At 68.9% G+C, this 24,131-nt stretch carries 23 protein-coding genes and 1 pseudogene; 9 read left to right on the forward strand and 15 right to left on the reverse strand.

Annotated elements, in window-relative coordinates; translation table 11 throughout:
- The first annotated feature begins 193 nt into the window (after positions 1–193).
- The 3 genes from ACIPEK_RS39315 to ACIPEK_RS39325 all read left to right on the forward strand — a co-directional run bounded on the left by ACIPEK_RS39315 (position 194) and on the right by ACIPEK_RS39325 (position 2,693).
- On the forward strand, positions 194–901 hold the full coding sequence (locus ACIPEK_RS39315; protein ID WP_402006610.1) for a tyrosine-type recombinase/integrase: 708 nt from the start codon (positions 194–196) through the stop codon (positions 899–901).
- Complete coding sequence (locus ACIPEK_RS39320) at positions 901–1,224, forward strand: helix-turn-helix domain-containing protein (protein WP_402006613.1); 324 nt, start codon at positions 901–903, stop codon at positions 1,222–1,224. The genes ACIPEK_RS39315 and ACIPEK_RS39320 overlap by 1 nt, the downstream gene beginning before the upstream one ends.
- 122 nt (positions 1,225–1,346) lie before the next feature.
- The gene (locus tag ACIPEK_RS39325) at positions 1,347–2,693 is read left to right on the forward strand and encodes a hypothetical protein (protein ID WP_402006616.1); all 1,347 of its coding nucleotides are present in this window, start codon (positions 1,347–1,349) and stop codon (positions 2,691–2,693) included.
- 170 nt (positions 2,694–2,863) lie between these two features.
- Here ACIPEK_RS39325 and ACIPEK_RS39330 read toward each other — a convergent pair whose 3' ends face one another.
- Together ACIPEK_RS39330 and ACIPEK_RS39335 are read right to left on the reverse strand one after the other, a co-directional pair.
- On the reverse strand, positions 2,864–3,427 hold the full coding sequence (locus tag ACIPEK_RS39330; protein WP_402006619.1) for a hypothetical protein: 564 nt from the start codon (positions 3,425–3,427) through the stop codon (positions 2,864–2,866).
- A 191-nt stretch (positions 3,428–3,618) separates the two neighbouring features.
- Positions 3,619–7,398, reverse strand: a complete 3,780-nt coding sequence (locus ACIPEK_RS39335; RefSeq protein ID WP_402006622.1) for a CHAT domain-containing protein — start codon at positions 7,396–7,398, stop codon at positions 3,619–3,621.
- A 74-nt stretch (positions 7,399–7,472) separates the two neighbouring features.
- Between ACIPEK_RS39335 and ACIPEK_RS39340 the strand changes: the two genes are divergently transcribed.
- From ACIPEK_RS39340 to tpg, 3 genes and pseudogenes are all read left to right on the forward strand, one after another.
- Positions 7,473–7,868: a hypothetical protein gene (locus ACIPEK_RS39340; protein WP_402006625.1), complete on the forward strand. Its 396-nt coding sequence runs from the start codon at positions 7,473–7,475 to the stop codon at positions 7,866–7,868.
- Between the two features lie 19 nt (positions 7,869–7,887).
- Positions 7,888–8,814: a hypothetical protein gene (locus tag ACIPEK_RS39345; RefSeq protein WP_402006628.1), complete on the forward strand. Its 927-nt coding sequence runs from the start codon at positions 7,888–7,890 to the stop codon at positions 8,812–8,814.
- 162 nt (positions 8,815–8,976) lie between these two features.
- Positions 8,977–9,435: pseudogene (tpg, locus tag ACIPEK_RS39350) on the forward strand (telomere-protecting terminal protein Tpg); the annotation flags it as partial.
- A gap of 97 nt (positions 9,436–9,532) precedes the next feature.
- On the opposite strand, the gene ACIPEK_RS39355 reads toward tpg, so the two are convergent.
- Both ACIPEK_RS39355 and ACIPEK_RS39360 read right to left on the reverse strand, forming a co-directional pair.
- Complete coding sequence (locus tag ACIPEK_RS39355) at positions 9,533–10,861, reverse strand: IS701 family transposase (protein ID WP_402006631.1); 1,329 nt, start codon at positions 10,859–10,861, stop codon at positions 9,533–9,535.
- Between the two features lie 65 nt (positions 10,862–10,926).
- A complete protein-coding gene (locus tag ACIPEK_RS39360; protein ID WP_402006675.1) occupies positions 10,927–11,937 on the reverse strand; it encodes a hypothetical protein in 1,011 nt (336 codons plus the stop codon).
- Positions 11,938–12,053: 116 nt separating this feature from the next.
- Here ACIPEK_RS39360 and ACIPEK_RS39365 point away from each other — a divergent pair, with 116 nt between their 5' ends.
- Positions 12,054–12,710, forward strand: a complete 657-nt coding sequence (locus ACIPEK_RS39365) for a TetR/AcrR family transcriptional regulator (RefSeq protein WP_402006634.1) — start codon at positions 12,054–12,056, stop codon at positions 12,708–12,710.
- Between the two features lie 151 nt (positions 12,711–12,861).
- Here the strand turns inward: ACIPEK_RS39365 and ACIPEK_RS39370 are convergent, their stop codons facing one another.
- The 10 genes from ACIPEK_RS39370 to ACIPEK_RS39415 form a co-directional block, all read right to left on the reverse strand.
- Positions 12,862–13,092, reverse strand: coding sequence for a hypothetical protein (locus tag ACIPEK_RS39370; RefSeq protein ID WP_402006637.1), 231 nt, complete (start codon positions 13,090–13,092; stop codon positions 12,862–12,864).
- A 17-nt stretch (positions 13,093–13,109) separates the two neighbouring features.
- A complete protein-coding gene (locus ACIPEK_RS39375) occupies positions 13,110–13,538 on the reverse strand; it encodes a DUF5959 family protein (protein WP_402006640.1) in 429 nt (142 codons plus the stop codon).
- 253 nt (positions 13,539–13,791) lie between these two features.
- Positions 13,792–14,838 (reverse strand): serine hydrolase domain-containing protein, encoded by a 1,047-nt coding sequence (locus tag ACIPEK_RS39380; RefSeq protein ID WP_402006643.1) that lies wholly within the window; start codon positions 14,836–14,838, stop codon positions 13,792–13,794.
- A 316-nt stretch (positions 14,839–15,154) separates the two neighbouring features.
- Positions 15,155–16,348, reverse strand: coding sequence for an ISAs1 family transposase (locus ACIPEK_RS39385; protein ID WP_402006646.1), 1,194 nt, complete (start codon positions 16,346–16,348; stop codon positions 15,155–15,157).
- A 229-nt stretch (positions 16,349–16,577) separates the two neighbouring features.
- A complete protein-coding gene (locus ACIPEK_RS39390) occupies positions 16,578–17,090 on the reverse strand; it encodes an NUDIX domain-containing protein (RefSeq protein ID WP_402006649.1) in 513 nt (170 codons plus the stop codon).
- 83 nt (positions 17,091–17,173) lie between these two features.
- On the reverse strand, positions 17,174–17,599 hold the full coding sequence (locus ACIPEK_RS39395) for a hypothetical protein (RefSeq protein WP_402006652.1): 426 nt from the start codon (positions 17,597–17,599) through the stop codon (positions 17,174–17,176).
- 162 nt (positions 17,600–17,761) lie between these two features.
- On the reverse strand, positions 17,762–18,238 hold the full coding sequence (locus ACIPEK_RS39400) for a hypothetical protein (protein WP_402006655.1): 477 nt from the start codon (positions 18,236–18,238) through the stop codon (positions 17,762–17,764).
- A 97-nt stretch (positions 18,239–18,335) separates the two neighbouring features.
- Positions 18,336–19,457 carry a NucA/NucB deoxyribonuclease domain-containing protein gene (locus ACIPEK_RS39405; RefSeq protein WP_402006658.1) on the reverse strand — a complete coding sequence of 374 codons (1,122 nt, stop codon included), beginning with the start codon at positions 19,455–19,457 and terminating at the stop codon, positions 18,336–18,338.
- A 261-nt stretch (positions 19,458–19,718) separates the two neighbouring features.
- On the reverse strand, positions 19,719–20,093 hold the full coding sequence (locus ACIPEK_RS39410; RefSeq protein WP_402006661.1) for a hypothetical protein: 375 nt from the start codon (positions 20,091–20,093) through the stop codon (positions 19,719–19,721).
- Between the two features lie 149 nt (positions 20,094–20,242).
- On the reverse strand, positions 20,243–21,010 hold the full coding sequence (locus ACIPEK_RS39415) for a GntR family transcriptional regulator (protein WP_402006664.1): 768 nt from the start codon (positions 21,008–21,010) through the stop codon (positions 20,243–20,245).
- Positions 21,011–21,159: 149 nt separating this feature from the next.
- Between ACIPEK_RS39415 and ACIPEK_RS39420 the strand changes: the two genes are divergently transcribed.
- On the forward strand, positions 21,160–21,942 hold the full coding sequence (locus ACIPEK_RS39420; RefSeq protein ID WP_402006667.1) for a DapH/DapD/GlmU-related protein: 783 nt from the start codon (positions 21,160–21,162) through the stop codon (positions 21,940–21,942).
- A 17-nt stretch (positions 21,943–21,959) separates the two neighbouring features.
- Complete coding sequence (locus tag ACIPEK_RS39425; protein WP_402006670.1) at positions 21,960–23,141, forward strand: acyl-CoA dehydrogenase family protein; 1,182 nt, start codon at positions 21,960–21,962, stop codon at positions 23,139–23,141.
- 57 nt (positions 23,142–23,198) lie between these two features.
- Here the strand turns inward: ACIPEK_RS39425 and ACIPEK_RS39430 are convergent, their stop codons facing one another.
- The gene (locus tag ACIPEK_RS39430) at positions 23,199–23,645 is read right to left on the reverse strand and encodes an NUDIX domain-containing protein (RefSeq protein ID WP_402006672.1); all 447 of its coding nucleotides are present in this window, start codon (positions 23,643–23,645) and stop codon (positions 23,199–23,201) included.
- Positions 23,646–24,131: the final 486 nt, after the last annotated feature.

Here is a 24,131-nt window from a genome sequence, read left to right on the forward strand (position 1 = left end):
GTCGGCTCCCAGGCCGCACACCGGGGGTTCCGGATCAGAGGCATTCGGACAGTTCCAATACCCGACGTCACCATTAGGTGCGGTACGGCAGTTCTGCGACTTCCTGACCAACCCGGCCTACGGGTGGACGGAGGAGTGCCTGCGCCTGTTCGGCACGCACCCGGTCCAGGTGGTCCACGACTGGAACGCGGCGGTGCACGCAGACGAGGCCGAGGGCGAGCCGGAACGCCGAGCGTTCACCAAGCCCGAGCTGGAGGCGTTCTTCGACTACGCCGACGACCAGGTCCTGCGGGTCCGCGGCAAGGGCCGCAAAGGCTGGCTGCCGGCCTTCCGCGACGCCGCCCTGTTCAAGACCGCTTACGCCTACGGCCTTCGGCGCAACGAGACCCGCATGCTCGACCTCACCGACTTCGGCCGCAACCCCGAAGGGCGCGAGTTCGGAGAGTACGGCACTCTTCAGGTCCGCTACGGCAAGGCGAAGAAGGGCTCACCGCCCAAACGCCGCAGCGTGCTGACCGTCTGGCAGTGGACACCCGACACCGTCGACGAGTGGATCAGCGAGGTCCGGCCGGGCATGCGGCACGCCACCGGCCCAGCCCTCTGGCCCTCCGAGCGGGGACCGCGGGTCGGACTGCAGCGCCTGGACTCACGCTTCGCGGCCTACCGCGACGCCCTCGGCCTCGACCCAGCCCTGGAGTTCCACTCCCTGCGCAGGTCCCACATCACCCACCTGATCGAAGCCGGCTTCGACCCGCTGTTCGTCCAGCACCAGGTTGGCCACGACCACGCATCCACCACCGCGATCTACACCTGCGTCTCCTCCGACTTCCGCACCCGCACCCTGCGCCGCGTCCTGGACGCCACCGTCGAGGCCGCCCTGCGGCCGGGAAGGATCTCCTGATGCCACGCCAGATCAGCTACCGGTGGCGCCTGCGCGAGCTGATGGGCTCGCGCGGCATGTTCACGGTCACCGAGCTGATGCCCCACTTGTCCGAGCGGGGCATCACCCTGTCCGCCTCCCAGGTCCACCGCTTGGTCTCCGGAACCCCGGAACGGCTATCGCTGCCGGTGCTGGCGGCGCTCTGCGACATCCTCGGCTGCACGGCCACCGACTTGATCGCTACCTCGGCCGAGAATCTGACCGCCCGGCGGGCCGTCGGCCAGGATGCGCCGATCGACCTGGCCGCCCGCCGACCCAAGCGGGTCAGGCTGACGGAGGACTGATCATGACGCCGGAGGAGTACGAACGCTGGCACGTCCGCACGTGCTCGCGCTGTAGCCGACGAGGGGCGAAGTTGGCCGAGTGGTCTGACGGGCCGATCTGCCGCACCTGCTATGAGCGCGCCATGCGCGTCCGGGGCCGCTGTCCGGGCTGCGGCACGGACCGGCTGCTGCCCGGCCGCGATCCGGATGGCGTCTCGGTCTGCCGCGACTGTGCGGGGATCAGCCGCGACTTCTTCTGCGACCGCTGCGGCTTCGAGGGGATGCTGCTCGGTCGCCGGCTCTGCGAACACTGCACCCTGGCCGACCGGCTCGCCAGCCTCCTCGACGACGGCACCGGCCAGGTTCGCCCCCAGCTGGTGCCCCTCATGGACCTGCTCCTGGAGCTTGACCGCCCCAAGAGCAGGTTGATCTGGCTCCGCCGCCCCAACGTCATTCGCCTCCTGCAGGACCTGGCGAGCGGTCGCGTCCCGATCAGCCACGAGGGCCTGCAGCAGCAGGAGCACTGGCGCACGGCCGCCCACCTGCGCGACCTGCTCATGGAGAGCAACATCCTGCCCCACGCGGACCGGCGGCTCCTGCTCTACGAACGCTGGCTCGCCGAGCGCCTCACGGCGGTCGAGGATCCCGCGCGACACCAGCTCCTGCACCGATTCGCCACCTGGCACCAACTGCGGCGCCTACGAGCGAAGGCCGAAGCCGGGCCGCTCGGACGCTCCCCCACCCACGAGGCCCGGCAGCAAATCACCCAGGGTGACGCCTTCCTCACCTGGCTCGCAGCCCGCAACCGGACCTTTGACCAGTGCCGACAGGCCGACCTCGACGCCTGGCACGCGGACAACTACGCCACCCGCCGACCCGCCCAGCCCTTCCTGCGCTGGTGCATGGGCAACGGCGCCATGCCCCGACTCGCCCTGCCGCCCCACGTGATCAAGCAGGACCAGGCCCCGATGCACCAGCACCGCCGCCTCGCCGTCCTCCGCCGCGTCCTGCACGACGAGACCCTGCCGCTGCGAACTCGAACCGCGTCCTCGCTCGTCCTGCTCTATGCCCAACCCATCAGTCGCATCGTCCGGTTGACCACCGAGGACGTCATCGACGACGGTGATGCCCTCATGCTCCGGCTCGGAGACCCTCCGTCGCCGCTGCCCGGACCCGTCGCCAGTCTCGTGCGCGCCTACCTGGCTGAACAGCCCCGGCTCGCCCGCGCCAGCAGCCGCAGCACGGCCTGGCTGTTCCCCGGCCGGCAGCCCGGGCATCCGATGGACCCGACCAGCCTGCTCGACCAGCTCCGAGCCGCCGGAGTTCCCGCCCAGCGCGGCCGGGCCTCAGCGATCCGCCAACTGGTCCTCCAAGCCCCCGCACCTGTGGTCGCCCGGGCCCTCGGCTACCACGACAAGACCACCACCCACCTCGTCACGGAGGCCGGCGGAACCTGGAGCCGATACGCCCCTGGCGACCACAGCCAGTGATCGCTGCAGGTCGCCGGTTGCGCCCGTCTCCATGAAGCGGACAACGCAGCGACGGATGTGATCAAGGAACTCGCCTTCGTGCATTAACGGGCGCCCCGAACGCGGCCTCGACTGGTGAACTGGCGTATTCGGGCGTACCTCCTCCACCCCACGTCATGAGTCACACCACGTCAGGCCGTGGACTGGCCGTTGACGCGGTACTCCTCGGAGGGCATCGAGTCCCATTCAGTATTCGCGCCGTCGCGCGTCACCATGAACAACGGACGCGATCGGAGGACCTGCCCGACTAGTTGCCCGCGCATCACGACCCCGGAATCATCCGGCCCTGCGTAGCCCTCGGGCGTGACGCGAAAGTGCACGTCCATCGCCTCGGCATACGCGATTGCGTCGCTCTCCAGCTCCGACAGGTCTCTCCCGACCAGCGGGAGTCCGTCGTACGCGACCTGGGGACCGTGCACGGCGTCGGCAGCGATGCAGAACAGCCCCACAACTTGGCTCACATAGGCCGTGACGGCAGGCGGTGAAGAAGCCACCCCGCGACGGTGGACTTCGACCTTCCAAGTCGGCGAGAAGATCGCGTGGTCCCGCGCACAATCGCTGACCTTCGTCTGGCCGAGTATCTCAGCCGCCTCGACCACTTCGTCGACGGTCATACCGAACCGGAGCGGTCCGACGCCGACAGCCGGCGAATAGGACCACTCGTCCCGTTCGGCGACTCCGGTCTTGAACGCCATAGTCGCTCCTCTAGAGACACCTGAGACTTGCCGCTGCCCATCATGTCAATCGCCGACCAGCAGACTGCCGGGTGCCGCCGAGCTCGCGCAGATCACTCAGCGCGAGCCGCATCTGGGCTCGGCCGCGAATACGCGACACCTGAACATGCGAGCTCACCAGTCCCGAGGCCGAACCTCCCCGGGCAGAACGCCTAGGGACCTGCATGCACCTGGCATGCCCACAGGCTTGGAGTCTGGGGATATGTGTCGCGCAGCGCGCACACGGCGGAGTGCAGGGCCTCGGCTGTCCGGTCGACGTCCAGTGCGCCGTCGCCCGTGCCCAGCGCCTCGTACACGTCCTGGGCGACACCGGCTTCGATCGTGTCGTCGACGTGCCACAGCGAGCCGACGACATGGGGGAAGCCCGCGATCTGGAGGGCGCTGACGATGTGGACGGCCTCGTCGGCGAGCTCGGGGCTGGTCCGCAGGGTGTCGCAGGCGGAGAGGTAGGCGAGCCGGACCGACGGCAGCCTGAGCCGGGCGAGGTCGCGGACAGTGAGCGGATGTTCGGCGTGATCGTGCAGGACGAGCCGGCTGGCGGACGGGCGCTCGAGATCCCCCAGGGCGTGGCAGGCGAAGTGTGCATACGCGTACCGGGGCAGGGCGGAGACCACCGAGGAGTGAGTGGCGGACGCGCCGGTCAGCACCTGAACGCTGGGCAGCAGCCGGGCGAGGTGTTCGGCTTCACGGTGTACGGCGGGCAGCGGTGCGAGGCCGCTGGCTTGGCCGACGGCGACGACGAGCGCACCGGTGCCCGCCGGGCGGGCGGCGCGTTGCCGGGCGTGGTGCAGAGCTCGCAAAGTCGGCGTGTACGAGGAGACGACCCGGTTTAACGCACCTGGCGCACCCTCCTGGGGGGTTGCGGCATGCAACGGCAGGGTGCCGAGGACGCCGCCGGGCGCCCACCACACACGGGGCAGCGGTCCGGCGGGGGCAGCCGGGATGCCCAGGTGGTCGAGGACGGGTCCGGTGACCGCTTGCCACAGCCAGGTGAGCGTGTCGCGGACGACTTGTTGTGCGCGCAGGGACTCGGTGCGGGAGGTTCGGGGCGTCTCGATACGCGACAGCGCGTCCTGAAAGGCCTGCCAGCGGGCCGATGTCGTCGCTGGATCCAGCCCAGGGAGTGGTACGGCGTCGATGGATCGCTGGGTGACGACCAGTGCGTCGCTCCCGTACGGGGAGACGTTGACCAGCACCACCGGGCCTGCCGCGGCCGTCGCGCGCAGTTCCCGCTCGTCCCACTCCCGCACCGGCCGCAGCAGGCCGAGTTCCGGGTGGTTGGCGCGGATCCGCTCAGTCAGCTCCCGCCACTCGGCGGCCAGTCGCTGCCGCAGATCGGCGCCGGCGTCGGGGCCGTGCGCGGCGCCAGGGATCTCTTCCTCGAGGAACCTCTGATCCTGGCTGTCGGTAGCCGTGTCCAGGGCATCCCGGAGTTCTTCGAAGCGGTCGGCGAGGTCCGGGGCCACTTCCCGGAGCCGGGTCAGATCGCTGTCGGCGTCGAAGGCGTGGGAGAGGAGTACGCCCCTGGCCTGTTCGAGCAGACCGACCGCGAGCCCGGGGCGGCCGCAGCGCACCGCGCAGGCCGCCGCTGCGGCACCCAGCCCGACGGCTCGGCTCAGCAGTATCTCCTGGTCGTCGCGGGCGAGGTGGCGGGGCGCGACAGAGTGCAGGAGGTCAACCGCCACCGCATAGCCGTCCAATGCGCCTGCCCAGTCACCGAGCTCCGCCTGGAGGTTGCCCCAGAACCGTGCGACATCCAGGCGCTGGGAAGGGGCGCAGTGCTGTTGCAGGGCCCCTTCCTGGTACGCCTCAGCCGCCTTGACCAGGTCGGCTCGCAGGCGGCCCGCCCTTCGGACGACCAGGGCGTGGCCGAGATTCGCCAGCCGCAGGGCGCGCCGGGGGTGGTTGGGCGGGGTGATCTCGATCAGCTGGCGGGCCAGCGTGACCGCCTCGTCCCGGACGTGGTTGCGTGAGCTCGCGATGCGCGAGCCTGCGGCCACGGCCAGAGCGTTCGGCAGGTCGGGGGAGTTCGGAGGCAGCGCCGCGATCACCATGTCGGCCAGCTTGCGTGCCTCGCGGGCGTCGCCGCGCCGCTGCGTGTGCGCGAAGCGGGCCAACAGGGCGGCGGCGAGGCCGAGGTGCCGGTTGGGCAACAGCGGGTCGCCCTCCGGGGTGAGGGCGAGTGCATCCCTGAAGAGCCTTACTGACTCATCGAGTTGGGCAACCGACTCGGGGGCGCGCGCAATGGCCGTGAACCGAATGGCCCCCACCTTGTCCAGCAGCGTCGCGTGGGCCGCGCGGTCCAGGCCGGGCGATGGCACCACCCTGCGCCAGCACTCCTGGGCTTCTCGCAGGTCCTCGCCGTCATCGGTCAGCAGGTGCCGCAAAGTCAACACCATGCCTAAGTCGAGCATCCGCGTTTCGAACATCTTGTGCCCTTCGGGGGTAAGTGCCACCGCCTCCCGCTGAGCTCGCACGGCCTCGCTCACCTCCTCTTGTTTTCCCCGCCGCTCGTAGCTGCTCTTCAGTACCTGGCCGAGGCTGTGGAGCGTCTCAGGCCGCAGCGGGTGGTCCGGCGGCAGGAGTGCCACGGCCTGCCGCAGGAGCCGCAGTGCCGCCGCCAGATCCGCCCTGTTTCCTTCCGGATCGCGCTCGTACCGGGCGTATCGGGCCAAGGCGGGAGCGAGCAGTTGTGGCGCGGTATGAGGCGTCAGCTCCGAGGATGTGTCGGCCATGGCGGAGAGGTGCGTGATCGCCGTCTCCAGCTCGGCCGGATCGCCGCCGATCAGGGCCGCGCTGCCCAGGACTTGGCGGATCGCGGCGCTTTGTTCCGGATCCCGGGACGCTCGGAGTGCCTCGGTCAGCACGTGGACTGCCTCGTCCAGGTCGTCCACCCGGCCGGCGCGCTGGGCCCTCAGTACGAGCGCGAGGCCCAGGTTGAGGCCTGCAACCGCCGGCCCCTTCGGATCGTCGGGGGCGGCTTGGCGGAACAGGTCCACCACCTCGTCGTACTCCTCGGGGGTGCTGTCTTCTTGCTCCCGGAGTGTCAACAGCGCGCTCCCCAGGGCGCTGAGACAGTGGGACAGATGCGGGCTCTCCCGCGGCAGTTGGGCCAGCACGTCACGCGCGATGCCGACCGCCTCGTGCAGGTCTTCCGGGTCGTATGACCGTCGGTAGCGCTCCAGGAGCTGGATGCCCAGATCGCTGAGGGCGACGAGCCGGTCTGGGGAGTCGGGCGGGATGCTCTCGAGGACACGGTGGCCGAACCGGACCCGAGCGACGCCCAGGTCTCCGAACGGCCAGGTCATCCCGGCGAGGGCCACTGCGTAGGACAGACCCTCGAGCCGAGCCGCGGACTCGGGGTCGTTGTCCGGAGTCGCGAGGACGGCGAGGGTGCCGCACCCGATAGCGGTGACGAGATGCACCTCGCGCGAGGGGGTCATGGCGCCGTACCGCGCGGCCGACTCGTAGAGCCGGAGGACATCTTCGGAGGCGTCCGGCGGCGGATTGTCCTGCTGTCCCTCCGCAGCGATTACGAGGGCGGCGCACTCGCCTGCCCACTCGGCGGGACCGTCGGCGCTCGCCGGGTCGGGGTGCACAGCACGGTCGATGACTGCAAAGACCGCCGCCAGTTGGGGCGGCACGAGTCGCGGATCGGCCACCCACACCGGAAAGAGCAGGGTTCCGGCCATGCTCCCGTGGAGGCGGCCGTGGTCCCCCGGGTCGGCCGTCGCGCGGACGGCACAGAGCCAGCCGGCCGCGTGCCGGGCCTCCAGGTCGGTCCTCATGTCGGCGGTCCTCAGCAGTGCCCGAAGTTCAGCATCCGCCTTGTCGCCGAACACGGCGTCCCTGTTCACACGCCCGTCCGCAGTCCCGTACTGCATGACGCGATCACGGATCGCCCGGACCAGCCGGTCCCGATCATCCCGCACGTTGCCGCCCCCTATCGACTCCGCCGCCGTAATAGCCAACACCAACTGTGCACAATCTGCGGCACACTTGGGGAATGACCGTACAGCCCGATCGCTCCGCTCTCGCCCAGAGAACAGCGGCACTGTGCGCCCTGCTCGGCTCGTCGGGCGACGTGCGGCGGCTGCCCGAGGTCCAGGCGGCGGCCGAGCGCGCACTGGCCCTGCTGCGGTCGGGCGCGGACGCCGCCGTACTGGCGGCCTGCTACGACCACCTGGATCACCTGTTGCGCCAGGCCGGGGACGCGCGGGGCCTGCTCAACGAATCCCGGGGTGCCACCACTCCTGGCGTTGCGACGCACATCAAGGTGGCTGTGTGCCCGGGACCGGCCAGCTGCAGCCGACTGGAACGGGCCCGCGACCTACTGCCCGCCCCGCACTGCGCCGTCCATGACACGCGTATGCACAAACGGCGTCTGCGCCCCGAAGAGTGACCCCCGGGCCACCGACCCCATGAACCCACTCCTCGACACTCTGGGCAGCAAACTCACCGAACGCTGGCTGAACCTGCTGGTGCTGCCCGGTGCGCTCTTTCTCGCCGTCACAGCCATCGGCACCACCCTGGGGCACCGCCACTGGCACGACGTCGACCGGCTGCGCGCCACCCTGGATGGCCTCGCCGCCCGCCCCGCACTCGACCGAACCGGCACCGCCGCACTCCTGGCGGCGCTCGTCCTGCTCACCGCGGCTGCGGCCTCACTTGCCGCGCAGTTTCTCGGCGGCGCGATCGAACAGTACTGGCTGCGCTTCGGCCGGGACCCCCTGTCGCTTGCCCGCACTGCACGACGCGAGCGGCAATGGAAGGAAAGGGATGCGAAGGTCGAGGAGGCCGTCGCGCACGCCAACCCGACTGCTGCCGGAGCGAACGGCGCGGTGACGATCCCGAGAAGCACATGGGCGCGGATCCAAGCCCTCAGCGAGGCCCGCGACCGCATCGCGCTGCGCGAACCGACCCGCCCCACCTGGTACGGCGATCGCATGCAGGCGACGGCGGACCGCGTCGAGGCCGCCTACGGCGTGGACCTCGCCGCTTTGTGGCCGCGTCTGTGGCTGATCCTCCCTGAGCTCGCCGGACGGCAGATCCAGTCGGCCCGCGACTCCTTCAGCGCCGCGGCCCGCCTCACAGCCTGGGCCGCGGGCTACGCGCTGCTCGCCTGCTGGTGGTGGCCGGCCGCGCTGGTCGCCGTCGGTTGCGGAGCCGTGGCCCGTTTCCGCGCTCGGACCGCGCTGGGCGCGCTCGCGGGCCTCATCGAGGCGGCCGTCGACGTACACGGCCGGGAACTGGCCACTCGCATCGGCCTGATCGCGCCGGACGCGACGGGGCTGCTGACCCATGACACGGGAGACGGGATGTCGGAGGTCTTCAGGAAGGCCGACTGATGTTCATGTACGTCACGGTGACCTTGGCTCCGTACAGCACAACTACCGTCACGCACGTGCCGCAGACCGCTCTATCGCAGTGCTGAGTAGGGAGACTACGACCTGGGTGCCTGAACGGCGTGGCCACTCGAATCGACCACACCTACCCAAGATTTCAGCCTCACGCGGGCGAAAAGGTCGACCAAGGCCTTGGCGGAGCGCCTGGGCGTCTCGCGCCGGACGGTTGAGCGCTACCGCGCCGGGAAGCTGACGACCCTGCAGAAGCGGCTCCAGGCCGCCCTGGTGGACGAGACGGAATCCGAGTGGCAACCGCAGGTCAGGGCACAGGTGCGAGAGCAGGCTTCCACTTCCAGCGGGATGATGGTGGAGGTGACGGCGAACTTCGGATTCACGTGCTCTGGCAGCTCGGACGACGGGCGTATCCGCACCATCACCACCCCGATCTCGCTCACCTACGTGAAGCAGATCCTGGAGCTCCAGGAAGCCGGAGCGACGGAGGAGGTTCTGCATCCGATCGTCGCGGAAGCCATCACCGAGTTGTATTTCACGGAATGGGGCACTCGCGCCGCTGGCCTGCGCGCGGATTTCACGCACGTCCAGTGCATATATTTCCAGTTCTGACGCGGCCGAATTCCGGGCCTGCTATAAAACAATCCTGAGCCAAAGTGCGATAGTTGTCACATAGTACTCCAGTCGTAGATCGCGACCTGACGCGGTGTCATTCAGCGAGGGCGAGTCGGGTTCGGTAGTGGTGCCAGCGGGCTCGGGCCTGGTGATGTCGCCGCCAGTCGGACCAGTTCAGATGCCGGGCGATCTGGGCGCGCATGGCTGGCGGCGGTAGGTCGCGGATGCGCATGGTGAGCAGGTGAAACAGTCGCTGGGCCTCGGGGACGGTAAGCGCGATCGCGCCGCAATCGGCCGGCGGGTCCTGGTCGGGATCGTCGGGCAGGATGGGGGCGGGGTGGCTGGTCCTGTCGATGGCCGCGAGCACGGCGAGCAGGGCGAGGGCCGCCATGGCCATAGTGACGTGGCGTTTCCACGCCCGGTAGCGCCTGACCTGGGTCTGGTCGAGTGAGACGGTGGATTTCGAGTCCTGGAAGTCGTCCTCCACCTTCCATCTCATCCCGGCGATCTTGACCAGGTCGGTCAGGGGGCAGGGATGGCCCTCGGGCGCGTAGGCGTAGAAGTACGCGATCTCGCTCGGGGCGGCGATGGAGCGGCGGATGAGCAGCCATCGGCGCGGGTGGTCGGTGGCGATCCACGCCCAGTTGTAGTAGCGCTGGCCCTTCGCGCCCGCTCCACACGAGCGGCGGTTCCACCCGTCCGGCTCGACCAGGTGCAGTGCCTGGTCCGCGCGCATGCGCCCGCCGCCGGAGGTGGTGAGCTGGTGGTCGACGGGCACCGCGAACACATAGCCGATGCCGGCGCCTTCCAAAAACTCGCGCAACTCCCGGCTGCGTCCGTACACCTCGTCCCCGGTCGCCCACTGTGGTCGGATCCCGGCGGCCAGCGCCCGTTTCGCCTGCGCGAGGGCGAGCGCCGGCTTGGTGGCAAACGCGTGATCTTTAGGGAAATCCGCCGTCGCCATCCGCGCCGGATCGGCGAACCAGTCGGCCTGCACGTACAGGTCCCGGTCGATGAGGGCGTGGCCCCGCTTGGTCGCGTACGTCGTGTACACCGCGACGATCACGTTCTCGACCCGGCCCATCGTGCCGGAATACTGCCGACCCACGGCCGCGGTCTTCGTCCCCTTCTTCGCCTGCCCCGTCTCGTCGAAGATCAGGACCCCGCCATCGGCGCCGAGGTGCCGGGTCAGGAACGCGCGCACCACGTCTCTCGCGGCGTCCTCCTCCCAGCAGGCGCGTTCGAGCAGGTGGTGCAGGCGATACGGTCGGTCCAGGCCGACTGCCTCCGCGATCGACCAGCAGTTGCCCGCAACGCCCGGCATCAGTAACCCGCGCAGGTACAACACGCCGTTGGCCCGCAGGTCGCGGCGGCGGTAGACCGGCGCGAGGTCTGCGGCGAGTTCGGCGAATACCGCTTCCATCTGCTCGGGATCTGCACTGCGGCGCAGTGCAGATCCCGAGCCGTGGTTACCGTGCGCGGGGCCTGTCATCTCCGATACCGCTGCGCCACTGCCGCGAAGGCGGCCTTGGGTTCCCATTCCATGTCGGGGTAGGTCTGCCCCCGGCGCCCTTCGAGGAGTTTGACGATGCCCAGGCCGGCCCGGTCCAAGTCGTCCCGGGGGTCGCCGTCCGGGCGGTGGGGGTAGCCAGGCAAGGCGAACAGGAACACGAACGCGCTGTCCACGCCCTCGGTCTCGAAGATCTCCAGCAGTTCGCTCAGATATACGGCTTGGCCAGCCTCGTCACGCTCTATTATGCCGTTCAGCCGTACTGGGGCCTTGGTCTCTGGGTCGTACTCGACCACTTCCAGCACTCGCCCACCGCGGTCTCCCGCGCCGCGGTAGGCCGCGGTGCCGAACCCGGTGATGGCGAGCGGCTTTGGGCCTTGGGCCAGGGTGCGCACCGCGTCCCGGAACCGGTCGGCTACCTCGGCGGAGCGGATCAGCTCGAACGTCACAATGTCGAAGGGGGTCCAGTCGACCTGTTCGAACTGGATGGATGCGTAGGTGAGCTTGCCCTGGAAGCGCTCGCGGACCGTGGCCGCGGCGTCGCGGAGGAATGCGTTGATGCGCACGCCGAGCTCACGCATCGCTTTGGCCCGCCGCTCGGGTTGGCTCATCAGCTGCTCGACCCGCTCCTCGGGGCTCTCTCCGGGCAGGAACCCGCGGTTCATCACGCTCAGCTCGACCCCTGCGACGAACACAACTGTGGCCCCCTGCTGTCGGAGCCGTTCCGCTCGCTCGGCGCAGTCGCGGAAGAGCGTGAGGATCTGCTCCGGATTCAGCTCCAGCGGATAGGGCGAGAACCAGACCTCCAGGCCGAGCTCGGCGGCGGCACCGGCGGCCAGCTCCATTCGGTCCGGGTCACCGCCGATGATCTGGACCGCGTTGCAGTGCAGGTCGTCGCGGATGATGGCGAGCTCGCGCCGGACCACCGCGGGGTCGAAGTGCTCGCGGGATATCTGGCCGTGCACGACGAATCCGGTGTCGTAGGTCATTCCTCTTGCTCGCATGGTGACGTCCTCTCTGTCGGTCTCGGTCGGGTCGAGGCTGACAGGAAAAATGCGTGCACGCAAGTTTGCGTGCACGCAGCCATGTATGGAACGCTGACACCGTGACGACACCACCACCAGGGCTGCGAGAGCGGAAGAAGCAGGCCACGCGCGAGGCGCTACGCGAGGCGGCCCTGCGCCTGGCCGTTGAGCGCGGACCGGACCAGGTGCGGGTCGAGGACATTGCCGAGGCGGCCGGGGTCTCGCCGCGCACCTACAACAACTACTTCGCCAGCCGCGAGCAGGCGATCGTCTCCGCTGTTACCGCGGACCGGGAGGCGCGGATCGCGGCGGCGGTCGCGGCCCGGCCCGCAGGCGCGCGCCTGGCTGACGCCGTCACCGAAGCAGTGGTCGAGCAGTACATGAACACCGGTGAGCACGAACACGAGGCGCTGCTGCTGATCACCACCCAGACCGCGCTGCGCGACGCGTTCCTTGATACCACCACCGGCATCGAGCCCCCTCTCACGGCGGTGATCGCCGAACGCCTAGCTGACGCCGGAGCGCACACAGCCCGCGTTCTCGCGGCGAGCGTGGCCGCGGCAGTTCGCATCGCGCTGGAAGGCTGGCTCCAGCCGACCGGGAGCGCAGGGGCCGCCGGGAGTTTCGGCGCCGGAGGACTGGTCGTGCCCTCCGGCTCACTGCCCGACCAGCTCCGCGCGGCGCTGGCCCCGCTCGCACCCGCGTTCGACGCCGCCGAGCGACGCACCCAGCCGTGAAGTCGACCCAACTGGGGCATCCGCTGGACAAACAGTAGATCCGGAACATGCCGATGCACCCGGCCGTCATCGTCCGAGCCAGCCCCGATTCAACGTAGATGACGCTGTGTCATGTCGCGATCTACGACTGGAGTAATAGGCAGGCTTGTTGTCACCTGCAAGGTTGGGCGCCGGACTCGGGGGTGTCGGCCGACTCCATGGTGGTGGGTCGGCGTCCGCCGCAGCAGGCCACCACTGCCGTCGCCGTGGAGTTCAGGAAGATCGTGAACCAGGACGACCTGTCCACCGCGTCGATGGATCTGGTACGAAGCGGCTCTTCCCCGGCTCGCAGAAGGATGTCGACGCTGTCGGCCAGGCCATCAATCGTGTGGCCACGCTTCAAGGCGGAGGCTTGCCTCCCTACGCTGACAGCAGCGGAACCCAGTGCTTCATCACCTGCTGCAGACGCTGTTGGTGGTCAGCAATCCAGTCGTCCGGCGGCACGAGCGGCACCCGAACGGTGACCATGGACCCCGACTCGTCCTCCACGACCACCTCCGGACAGTCACGCTCGCCGGTGAGTTGGATGAAGATCGACGGCCCACTGCTCATCTCCATCCAGGCAACATCCTCGCCAGCATTGAGCCTGTTCAGCGCATCCGCCCAGCTCTCCAGTCTCGAGGTGTATAGCGCCAAGGCAACACGGCCGGACACGAAAGGCGTCATGACCACGATCTCGGCTTCCAGCCCGGCGGACCACCTGGGATCACGCCCCAGAACGTTGACGGTGACGCTGTTCCCCTCGTCATCAGCAAGATAGATGAGCTCTCTCGGAACAATGTCGTCCACGACTGCCCCTTCATCGGCGAGTACCGAGAGATCCTCGACCTGGCAGGCAGGGCTTCGGCAAAGTGGCGGATCGTCCGAATGATCCGGGTCCGAGTGGGTTGGTTGGTCCGGACACGAGGCAGGCGCGGGCTTCCAAGATCATGGAGTTCTCGACGCCCCGTGATCCGAGTGGGAGACCGTCAGGGGCTGGCGAGAGCGCATGACGGCCGGCGGTTGAACTGCCCAGGTCGTTGGTCCCGGCACCCGAAATGCTTCAGGGGTTGAAGGCGGCGGAGACGATCCGGTTGACCAGGGTGAGATCATTGCCGCCGCCGGTGACGGGGTTGAAGGAGTATGCGAGTCGGCGGCGGAGGTCGCGGGTGGCGAACATCCCGTCGGTGTAGCCGAAGGTGCTGCCGGTCTTGCCCCAGACGGTCACACCGTCGGGGAGGGTGATGCGCATCAGGCCCGCACCGTAGTAGGCCCGGCCGTGGCCCGGGTCGTTGGCGCCACCACCCAGGTACGGGACGTCAGGGACGGTGAACAGCGCGGCGAGCTGGTCCGGCGGGAGAAGTCGGCCGCGGAACAGCGATGTCATGAAGTGGTCGAGGTCGGCCGTGGTGGAGATCATTCCCCCGGCGCCGGGGTTCTGCTCCGTGATGTCCACCAGACGGCTGCTGCCATCGGGCTGCGGGACGGCGATGTAACCGTGCGCGTGCGGGCCGGGGATCGTCGGATCCGTCTCCGGTGCCGTGGTGACCCGCAGGTGCAGTGGGAGCAGGATGCGATCGGTGATCTCCCGCTGATAACTTTGCCCGGTCAGCTTCTCGATGAGCATCCCGGCGACGTAGTACCCGGTGGCGCCGTACACCTGCATGCTGCCGGGCTGGTCGAACAGCCTCGGGTGCCGGACCGCCATGCCGACCAGTTGGGAGAGCGGGTGGTCGTCGAACCGGTGGGCCACGATCCCCTGAGGGTCCGTCGGAAGATCCTCAGGGGTCAACTCTGGCAGGCCGCTGGTGAAGTTCAGGAGCTGACGGATCGAGATCGGCGGGTAATCGGCGGGGAGGACACCCGGGAGATAGTCCTGCACCGGGCTGTCCAGATCGACCCGGTGCTCGGCGGCAAGCTGCAGCACCACTGTCGCGATGAACGTCTTCGTGACGCTGCCGAGCCGGAACCTCCCGTCGACCGGCACCTGCTCGCCGGTCACCGTGTCGGCCACTCCCGATACCCCCGACCAGTGGCCGTCCGGTCCGCTCACCCGGGCCAGCACCGCTGTGACCCGGTTCGGTGCACTGGAGATCGCCTGTTGAAGCACCGTCGGGTCCAGCGAGGGGAGGGGTGCCGCAGCCGCAGGCGGTCGTGACGTGGGGACGGCTTGGGCAGGAAAGGCTGCGCCCATTGCGGCGATTACAGCCGTGAGGACCGGCGCCACAATGAGCAGCCGCCTGTGTCCGGGCCGAGGGCGAGCCAGGCGGTATGCGTTCGAAGTCATACGGAGGATCTTCGTGGGACGCGCCTGCCCTGCCATCAGGAGACGACCCCGAGCTGCCCCTGAGCCGCTCCTGACTTCATCTCAGGTATGACCCTTGGGCGCGGAGCTTCGGCATCGTCGCGTGATGTCCGGTTTGTGATCACGTGAGGCCGAGGAGAGCGAGCGGGCGTTTTGGGTCGCGGGAGTTGGCGCGGAGTGCAGCGGCGATGTTGTGGGTGCCGGCGATGCGTAAGGCGCCGATGGCGAGGTTGCGCCAGGTCGCCATGGTGCGGGGCGCGCTCCCGGTCCGAAGCTGTGAGGCGTCCTCAGCGAAGGTGGTGTCCCTCACGTGGTGCAGGGCCTCGATCTGCCAGTGCGAGCGGATCATGTTCGCGAGCTGAGCAGGTGTGGCCTGCTCGGCGCTCAGGCTGGTGACCGCGTAGACGGTCTTGATACTGACCTTGCCGTTCTTGCGGTTCACGCGACGCCGCTTGAGCTGGACGGCCTGGCGGGCGCCGGGGAAGAGCAGGTTGTTCACCGTGCACACCTTGATGCGGGGGATCTCTCCGCGGCCGTGACCGCTCTCGCAGGTGCGGCTCTGGAGCGGAATCCGCTGCCAGGGAAGGGCCTTGAGCTGCTTGCGGAGCTTCTTCTGATTCCCTTTGACGATCACGATGTAGTGGGCGTCGCGGCTGGCGAGGTACTCGGCGTGCTCGCGCTGAGTATGCATGGCGTCGCTGGTCACAACGGTGTCGGCCAGGTCGGCGAGGGCGTCCATCAGGGGTTGGAAGCAGGTGATCTCGTTCGTCTTGTCCCCGACGTCCAGCTGAGCGAGGACCAGGCGGCTGGTGTGGTCGAGTGCGGCCAGCAGGTGGATTTTGCGGCCGCCGGCCCTGGCGGCACCGCGCAGGCTCTTGCCGTCCACCGCCACCGCCACCGCCCGCCGGGCCTTCGGGCCGGGCTGGATGCGGCGGTCGGCCAGCCAGGCGCCCACCGCCCGGTCGAGTGCATCGGCATCGAGGCGGGCCAGGGTGTGGCGGATGGTCGTCTCGCACGGCACCGGCCGGGTGCCGCTCAGCGGGCAGCGGCGCACGCCGAGACGGTCCAGGACCGCCGGTGGCGCATCGGCGACCCACTCGCTGATCGCCAGCAGCGAGGTCGCGCCGGTCAGCACCGCGCAGGCCGCCAGTGCCAGCACGTACACCAGGCTATGGCGCACGCCGCGCGGCTTGCGGGGGTCGGGAACCTCGGCCAACCGGGCCAGCAGCCCGGGCAGTTCATCCTCAGCGGCGTCAGGCTGATCGCAGAGTTGGTCAAGGACGGGCGAGATCGGAGAAGATACGACGGCAGGCACGGACTTCCGTAGGGATCACTGGACTCGACACCCACACGATCTTGGAAGCTCGTGCCTGCCCTTCGTTCCGGGCCCGCATACAGGACAACCCGCTCAACCCGCGACTACGCCGAAGCCCTGCCCTGGCAGGGGCACATCCGCCATCCCATTTCGTTAGGGGTTCTAAGTGGGGTGTTCACGGTGGTGTTCCGGTCAGCGCCTGTACGCGGGCCGGAAGGGGCGGTGGGCGTCAGGTCTGGTGGCGGGTGGGGTCGAATCCGTGATGCAGGTAGACGGCCGTGCCCTGGGTCAGGGCACGGGAGCAGGCGTGCAGGCGGCGGGCCATGTGCGGGGCGAGGAGCGTGTCCCACTGGTCGGGGGCAGCCAGCTGCCATGCGGTGAGCTCGTCGGTGTCGAGGTGAATCCGTGTCTCGGCCTCTTCCTGGGTGATCAGGCCGCCGTCGAAGATGAAGTTCGCCAGCGGCGGGCGCCCGTCGAGCTGCTCCGGTACCCAGTCGACGGCCAGCAGCCGGCCCAGGGTGAGGTCGAAGCCGAGCTCTTCCTTGACCTCACGCCGGACCGCACGCTGCGGGTCCTCTCCCGTGTCCAGTCCGCCGCCGGGGATCTCCCACGTGCCGTCGCCGTAGGACGGCCGGACCAGAAGAATGCGGCCGCCGGAGTTGTGGATGATTGCCCCGGCGCCTGCGATGTGCTTGGGCAGGGAGGCGTAGTACTCCGCTGGAGGCAGGTGCGTGGTGCTCATGGGTCGGGACGCTAACCGCACCGCTCGCGGGACCGTCACGCGGCCACGGTCTGGCACAGAACAGTGACAAACCGGTGTGATTCTCACTCCGGCGGTGGAACTTGGTGCTCGGTCAGTTCGTCTCCGTCGCGTCGGTAGCCGCGCTGGCAGGTGGTGCAGTGCAGCACCGGGTCCAGGGTCTGGTCGCACCGGCATACCCAGCCCACCTGACGGGCCGGGTTGCCGATGACCAGGCCGTGGGCGGGCATGTCGCGCAGCACGACCGCGCTGACCGCGACCAGGGCGTGCGCGCCGACGGTAACTCCAGGAGCAACGGCCGCACCGGCCTCGATCGTCGCCCCGGTACCGATGGTGACGGGGTGCCGGGTCCAGTCGTCGGGGCCCTTGCGGCGGCCCTCGGGAGTCGTGGCCCGCGGGGCCGGGTCCTCCAGGAGGAGAACACCGGGGCTGATCACCGCCTCGTCGGCCACGCTCGCGCCGAACACGCCTGCGTAGTTACCGATCTTCACACGGTCCCCAATAGTGCTGCCGGCACCGACGAGACAGCCCTTGCCCAGGGCGCGGTCGGCACCGACGATCGCCGGAGAGTCGGGTTCAGCGGCCTTTGGCCTGCGGCGGTTCCCAGACCGAGCAGTCGTGGGCGAACCGGGCTTCCCGGAGCGCTCGTGCAGTTACGGCGCTGCGGCTTCGGGGTCGGGCCAGAGTTGGAGCAGGTGGGTTTCTCCCCGGTCTCCGATGCCGTATTCGCTGGAATCCGCCCGCCCGTACAGGCGCACCCGCAGTGACCCGCCAGCAGTCTTGGGCGGGAGAGCGAGCGGTGGCTCGTCGTCGGGCCACCACTCACTGAGGTCGCCCTGGCAGGCGACCGCGAGCGTGAGGCAGCCGTCCTCGGCGCACAGCACGACGTCTTCAGGTCCGTACTGCCAGGCGCGGCTGGTGTCGGTCTCCGGGGGGGTGTCGTGGAGTTCGATGCGGAGTGCGAGGTCGCCGGTGTCGGTGACGCAGTTGACCTGGGCGGCGGATGTGCCGTTGGTCTGGATACTGCGGTCGTCTTCCCAGGGGCCGGGGTAGTCGTATTCCTCGGCGAGGGAGACGACGTAGCCTTCGCCGAGCGGCCGGAGGGTCATGTTGATATGACGAAGCAACATAGTCCACAACGTAGTTCAGAGTTCAATCGGGCTGATGGTGGTGCCCCAGTGCGGGAGGCCGGCACCGGGGCACCATCAGGTAGTGATCACCGGGTGATCAGGGCCCCATGTTGATGTAGTAGGGGTCTCCGTCGAGGACGCGGTTGGGACTGTAGAAGCTGTTCAGGGCACGTCCCTGGGCGTCGTTGCTGCCCTTGGGTACCCACTTCATCTTCTGGTCGGCGGGGTGTTTGTTGCCGCCCTCCTTGCTGGAGGCGAAGGGGTACTCGTCGCAGGACGGGGTGGTGGAGTTGGTCTTGCCCGGCGGGGCCGGCTTGACGACCCAGCCGTACCGGCCGCCCGCTGGCCTCGGGAACTTTGCGCAAGCGAGCCTGCGGTTGTCGTCGATCGCCGTCTGGTTGGTGATCCGGTGCAGCGGGGTGCCCCCGGGCTTGCCGAAGTGGTGCGGTCCCGACTGCCCCTGCTTCATGTTGGCGTTGACGAACGGGATCGAGGCCATGGAGGAGACCCCGTTGAGACCGTCGATCGGCGCGTGTGCGGGGAAGACGCAGCCTGCGCGGCGCCCGCCCACCATGTTGTCGCACCGGGCTGTCTCGAACTTCCACGCCAGCTTGGCCGGGGAGTACCCGGCCTTCGTGCCGGTGAAGGTGTGGCTGGGGGAGACGCTCTTCTTCTTCCCCTTGACGATGGCACCGGCGTTGTAGGTGACGGTGCCGGTGTGCTTCGATCCCTGGCTGAGGGCAAAGGCATGGGCGATTGCCCCGCTGGCCTTCGCCGAGGCTCCACCGGCGGAATAGGCGGGTGTGATCGTGATGCCGCTGGCCTTGCCGACCAGGCGGACATTGGAGACGGTCAGATGCTCTTTCCAGGTGGTCTGCCTGATATCGAGCCGCATCTCGTCCTGGATCTGGAATGTGGCGGCGCCCTCGTACTGCGGCGCCCCGTTGACGATCTTGAGGACATCGATGCGTGCGTTGACCGTCTCGCACTTGAAGGTGCGAATGAAATCATTGGTCCGTACGACCGGCACACCGCACACGAGCTGCCCGGCCTTCGGCGTGACCGCGCTGGTCGCAGCCTGCGGACTGACAGCGCTGACGCTGGTCTTCAGCTCGTAGGTCACACGCGGTGCCGGTGCGGCCGTGGCTACCGCCGTGCAGGTTCCGAGAAGCGCGAATGCGGCAAGCCCAGAGGCCGCGGCACGCTTGGTGTAACTCATCCTTGTTGATCCCCCTTGTCCTGGGCTCTAGCGACCGGTGGTTCCGGCCGGTGCGGCACCAGGACGCGTCTGACGCTATGAGGCTGCAGCAGGCGCGAGCCACCGGTTTACGAGGTTTGGCCGGAATCTTCACATGCGGGCGCAGTCATTTGCTTCCCTCACCAGATCAGGTCTGACATCGCCACGGATCACCCGCCGCCGACCCGCCAGCAGCTGCTCGCACCGGCAGCCTCCCTCCACAGGCCAGCCGGGATGGGGTGCTCATATGACCAACGACGACGCACAGCAGGCGGCCCGGACGCGCGCCAAGAACCGCGCCCGACTCGTACGGGCTCCGGTCAGATCGTCCAGGTGGAATGCCAGGTTCCCCAGGAGTGCCGAGAGCCAGCCGACCTGCCGCTGTATATCGGCCCCGTACGAAGCGTCGGGCTCGGACTGGACGACCGGGGTGAGGAGCTGGCGGACCTCGCGTGCTTCGTTGAACAGGATCTGTGGCGGGTGCTTGGAGTAGTTCAGCGCGTAGTGCTCGACGGCCGCTTCGGCCAGCTCAGCCGTCCCGACGTTGCTCTGCGGGTCGGCGAGCAGGGCGAGGTGGAGTGATTCTCGGACAGCGGGCAAACCGGCTGCGGTAGTCATCGTCTCCATCCCTTCCCACGAGCCCCTCGGGTACGCGGTCATATTGCGCTGACCGACAGACCCTGGGGGAGTACCTGGTAGACGGGGTCGCACTGTCCAGCAACGGTGCGACCTCGGCGTAGGTGGTGTCCGGCTGTGGGACCTGCGGGTCAGGTCTGTTGGGCGCTGGTGTGCCGGGTGAGGCTGTAGCCGATTTCGAAGGTCTCGGCGGACATGCGGGTGTCGTTGATTTCCAGCACGGTGCCGTCGGGTCCGGTGGTGGTGCGGAGGATTCTCAGCAGCGCGACGCCTCTGGGGAGGCGGAGGCGTTCGTTCTCGGTGGGGGTGGGCATGCGGGCGCTGACGGCTTCTTCCCAGGCCAGGGGGCTGTGGCCCATGTGCTCGAGCAGGTCGTAGATGCCGCCGGGGCCGGTGTCCTTCTCGGCGAGGCGGGTACCGCGGGCCAGGGAGGCGGGCAGGTAGCTGGTCGCCAGTTGCAAGGGGGTGTTGGTGGCGGCCTCGCCCATGATGCGGTCGCGGAGCAGGACGTCTTCTCCTTCCCGTCCTTCGGGGAGTCCGAGTAGGGCGGCGATGTCGTGGGGGGGCGGCGCCCAGGTCACGGTGGGGGGTTCCAGGGCGGTCCATGGCTGTGCGGCGGAGTCGAAGTAGTAGCCGCGTTCGTCACGGTAGACCTGGCGGCTGCGGGTGAGGCGCCGGCGTACGGGGTGGGGACGGACGATCGTGCCTCTGCGGCGGGCGACGTCGATCAGGCCCTCGGACTCGAGTTCGGCGAGGGCTTCACGGGCGGTCTGCTTCGCCACCCCGTACCGCTGGGCGAGGTCGACGATTTTCGGCAAAGGACTGCCTGGGGGGTAGGTCCCGTCCTCGATGGCGCTGCGCAGCTCAGCGGCCATCTGCTGGTAGGCGGGACTGTTCATCCGTACCTCCTGTTTCATGCGGATTCGGACAACCTGACGCGATAGTCCTAGCCCTATTGACCGTGCTCCTGCTCGTCCCGACGATAGTCCTAGCCCTAATGGTTCGTCAGTGCGTTGGGGCACCTCACCCCTCGAATGGAGGCCCCTTCATGGGGACACCCATCTCCTTCACCCCGCCTGCCACCCCTTCCCAGTTACTGTCCATGGGACTGCTGGAGACCGGCACCGGCTGCCGCATCAGCCCCCACGCCCTGATCGAACCGGCCGACGAGCAGGGCACCCTGCGCCCGGTCCGGATCGGCGACCACGCCGTCATCGGCGCCGGCGCGATTTTGCACGGCGGCACCCGCATCGGCGACGGCGTCCGCATCGAGGACCACATCGTCGTCGGCAAACCGGAAACGGGCTACGCAGTCGGCCACACCTACCCCGGCGCCGGCGCGGACACCCACATCGGCCACGGGGCCACCCTGCGCTCCGGCGCCGTCGTCTACGCCGGCACCCGGATCGGCGACAACACCGCCGTCGGACACCACACCCTGATCCGCAGCCACAGCCACCTGGGCGCCGACAGCGTCCTGGGCCACTTCCTCGTCATCGAACGCGCCTGCCACCTCGGCGACCGCGTCCGCTGCTCCCCCCTCTCCCACCTCACCTCGGAAACCGTGCTCGAGGACGGCGTCTTCCTCGGGGCAGGCATCCGCACGGTCAACGACAAGCACCTGATCTGGCGCGAGACGGACCGCACCTCCACCCTCCTGCCGCCTCGCTTCGAAACGGGCTGCAAGGTCGGCTCGGGCTCGACCATCCTGTCCGGCATCACCATCGGTGAACGCGCCCTGGTCGGCGCCGGATCCGTCGTCACCCGCGACGTCACGGCCGACAGCACCGTCTACGGCTCCCCGGCCCGCCCCCGCCCCGCCGCCCGCTGACCGTGAGGGAACACACCATGGAACCTCTCTGCGTCTCCACCTGGATCGCTCCCCTCCAGCCGGCCCTGCCGGGGCTGGGTGAGCGCGAACTCGACGAACTGCACGTCCTGGAAACCCACCTCGTCCAGGCCCTCGCCACCACCGGGCCGCTCACGGGCGCCGGCCTGCTCGCCCTCCGCCGCCGCCTCGCCGCCCTCAGACAGCCCGACGCCACCCCCGACCTCGCACCACCCGCCCTTGCACTGACCGACTCCCTGGCCGCCTTCCTCTGCGGCTTCCACGACCTGGACCTGCGCGACGCCGTCGGCATCGGCCACGGCCGGATGATCCTGCGCCATGCCCGCGAACCGGTCCGCCAGCACTGGGCCGCACGGCTCGCCACAGGAGACCTGGTCGGCATCGCAGCCACCGAACGCCACGGCGGCAGCCGCCTGCAGGAGATCACCACACAGGCCACGATCCGCCCCGGTGGCGGCTGGCTGCTGAACGGCGAGAAATGCTGGGTCTCACGCCTCACCGAGGCCAGCGGCTTCGTCGTCTTCTTCAAAGATCCGGCCGGAGCCCTGACCGCAGCCGTCCTGGACGCCGACACCCCCGGCCTGCAACGCCGGCCCGTTCCGCCAGCCGGACTGGGCGGCTGGGCCTGGGGCGGACTCTCCCTCACCGACGTCCCCCTGCACCCACAGGATCTCCTCAGCGGCTCCGGAGAAGGGCTGCGTGTCTTCCGCCGACACTTCGCCCACTTCCGGCCGCTGGTCGCCGCCACCGCGCTGGGAACCGCCGCCGGAGCTCACACCGCCGTCACCGTCGACCTGACCGCCCGCCTCGACACCCGCCTCATCCGCCGCCTGCGCGACAACGCTCTGGTCACCCTCGGCCGCACACACGCCGAACTCAACGCCGCACTCCTCCACGCTATCGGCGCAGCCGCCCTCACCGCCGCCGGCAGCCCCCACAGCGACACCTGGTCCCGGGGCGTCAAAGCACACGCCGTCGACACCGCCCACCGCGCGACCGCCGAACTCTCCCTCCTCGTCGGAGCATCCGCCTACCAGGCCCAGTCGCCCCTCGCCAAAGCCCGTGCCGACCTCGGCGGACTCCTCTACGCCGACGGCATCCACGACGCACTCCATCGCTCCGTGGGCCGCGCCCTTACCACCACCCAGCCGGCACAACAGCCCCACGCGCAGGCCAGCTGACCAAGTGCTGGTGTTCCGGCCCCACACCGGGCCGGAATACCAGCGCGCGCGTTCTCCCTACATCGGCACTCCGTACTCCAGGTACACCGTCAGCCCCTGCTCGCGGGCCCGCACGCACGCCTCCACCCGCACCGCGAGCCGCTCCACCAAACGCTCCCGGATCTGGTCGACCGCGACGAACTCCATTGCCCCGAGTTCCTCCGCCTGCAAGCGGACCCCCGCCAGCCGATCCCCGCTGAGCACCCCGCCGTCGAACACATAGACCAGGCCCTCACTGCGCCCCGGCCGTGCCCCGCGCCAGTCCACACCGAGGAGCCGTCCCGGTTCCCACTCCAGTCCCAGTTCCTCCTTGACTTCCCGTACCGCACCGGCGCGAGGGGACTCGTCCCACTCCACGGCACCGCCGGGGATCTCCCACAAGGGCTTGTAGACCGGGTCCACCAGCAGCACCCGCCCCTCCGGGTCAAAGAACAGAACACCCGCGGCGACCCGCTTCCGCGGCAAAGTCCGTTCGTACTCTTCCGGGCTTAATTGCACGTCCATGCACAGGACCCAAACACACCCGCCAGGAGCACCAGCGCTGCGCTCACCACTAGGGACACAACTGTTGCAAACCACCGCGAAGGCGAACACGGGCGCATGGCGTGCGGGACCATCCAACGACCGTGCGGCATGCGCCCTTGCGCGAGTGCCACCGCTGTCCTTCGAAGGCTCCGAACCTGAGCGGGGGAACGATGTCGCTGACCTGATGTACAACCAACGGTATGGACACACAGCGGTCTTCTGCGCCCGATGTGGCAGCGCAGACCACCGAGTTACCCGCCTCGACCAGGACAGTGTGGAAGGCCACTGCCCCCGCTGCAACAAGCCCTTCCACGCCACTCCATGTCAGTCGGGGCGTGTACGAAACTTTGTGTAAGTCCTCGACTTTCACTTCGTGTTGAGCCGGTCCTCGAAGAAGAGTGAGAACTGGTTCAGTGCCTTCTTCCA

The organism is Streptomyces sp. NPDC088246 (assembly GCF_044741025.1).
GTDB lineage: Bacteria > Actinomycetota > Actinomycetes > Streptomycetales > Streptomycetaceae > Streptomyces.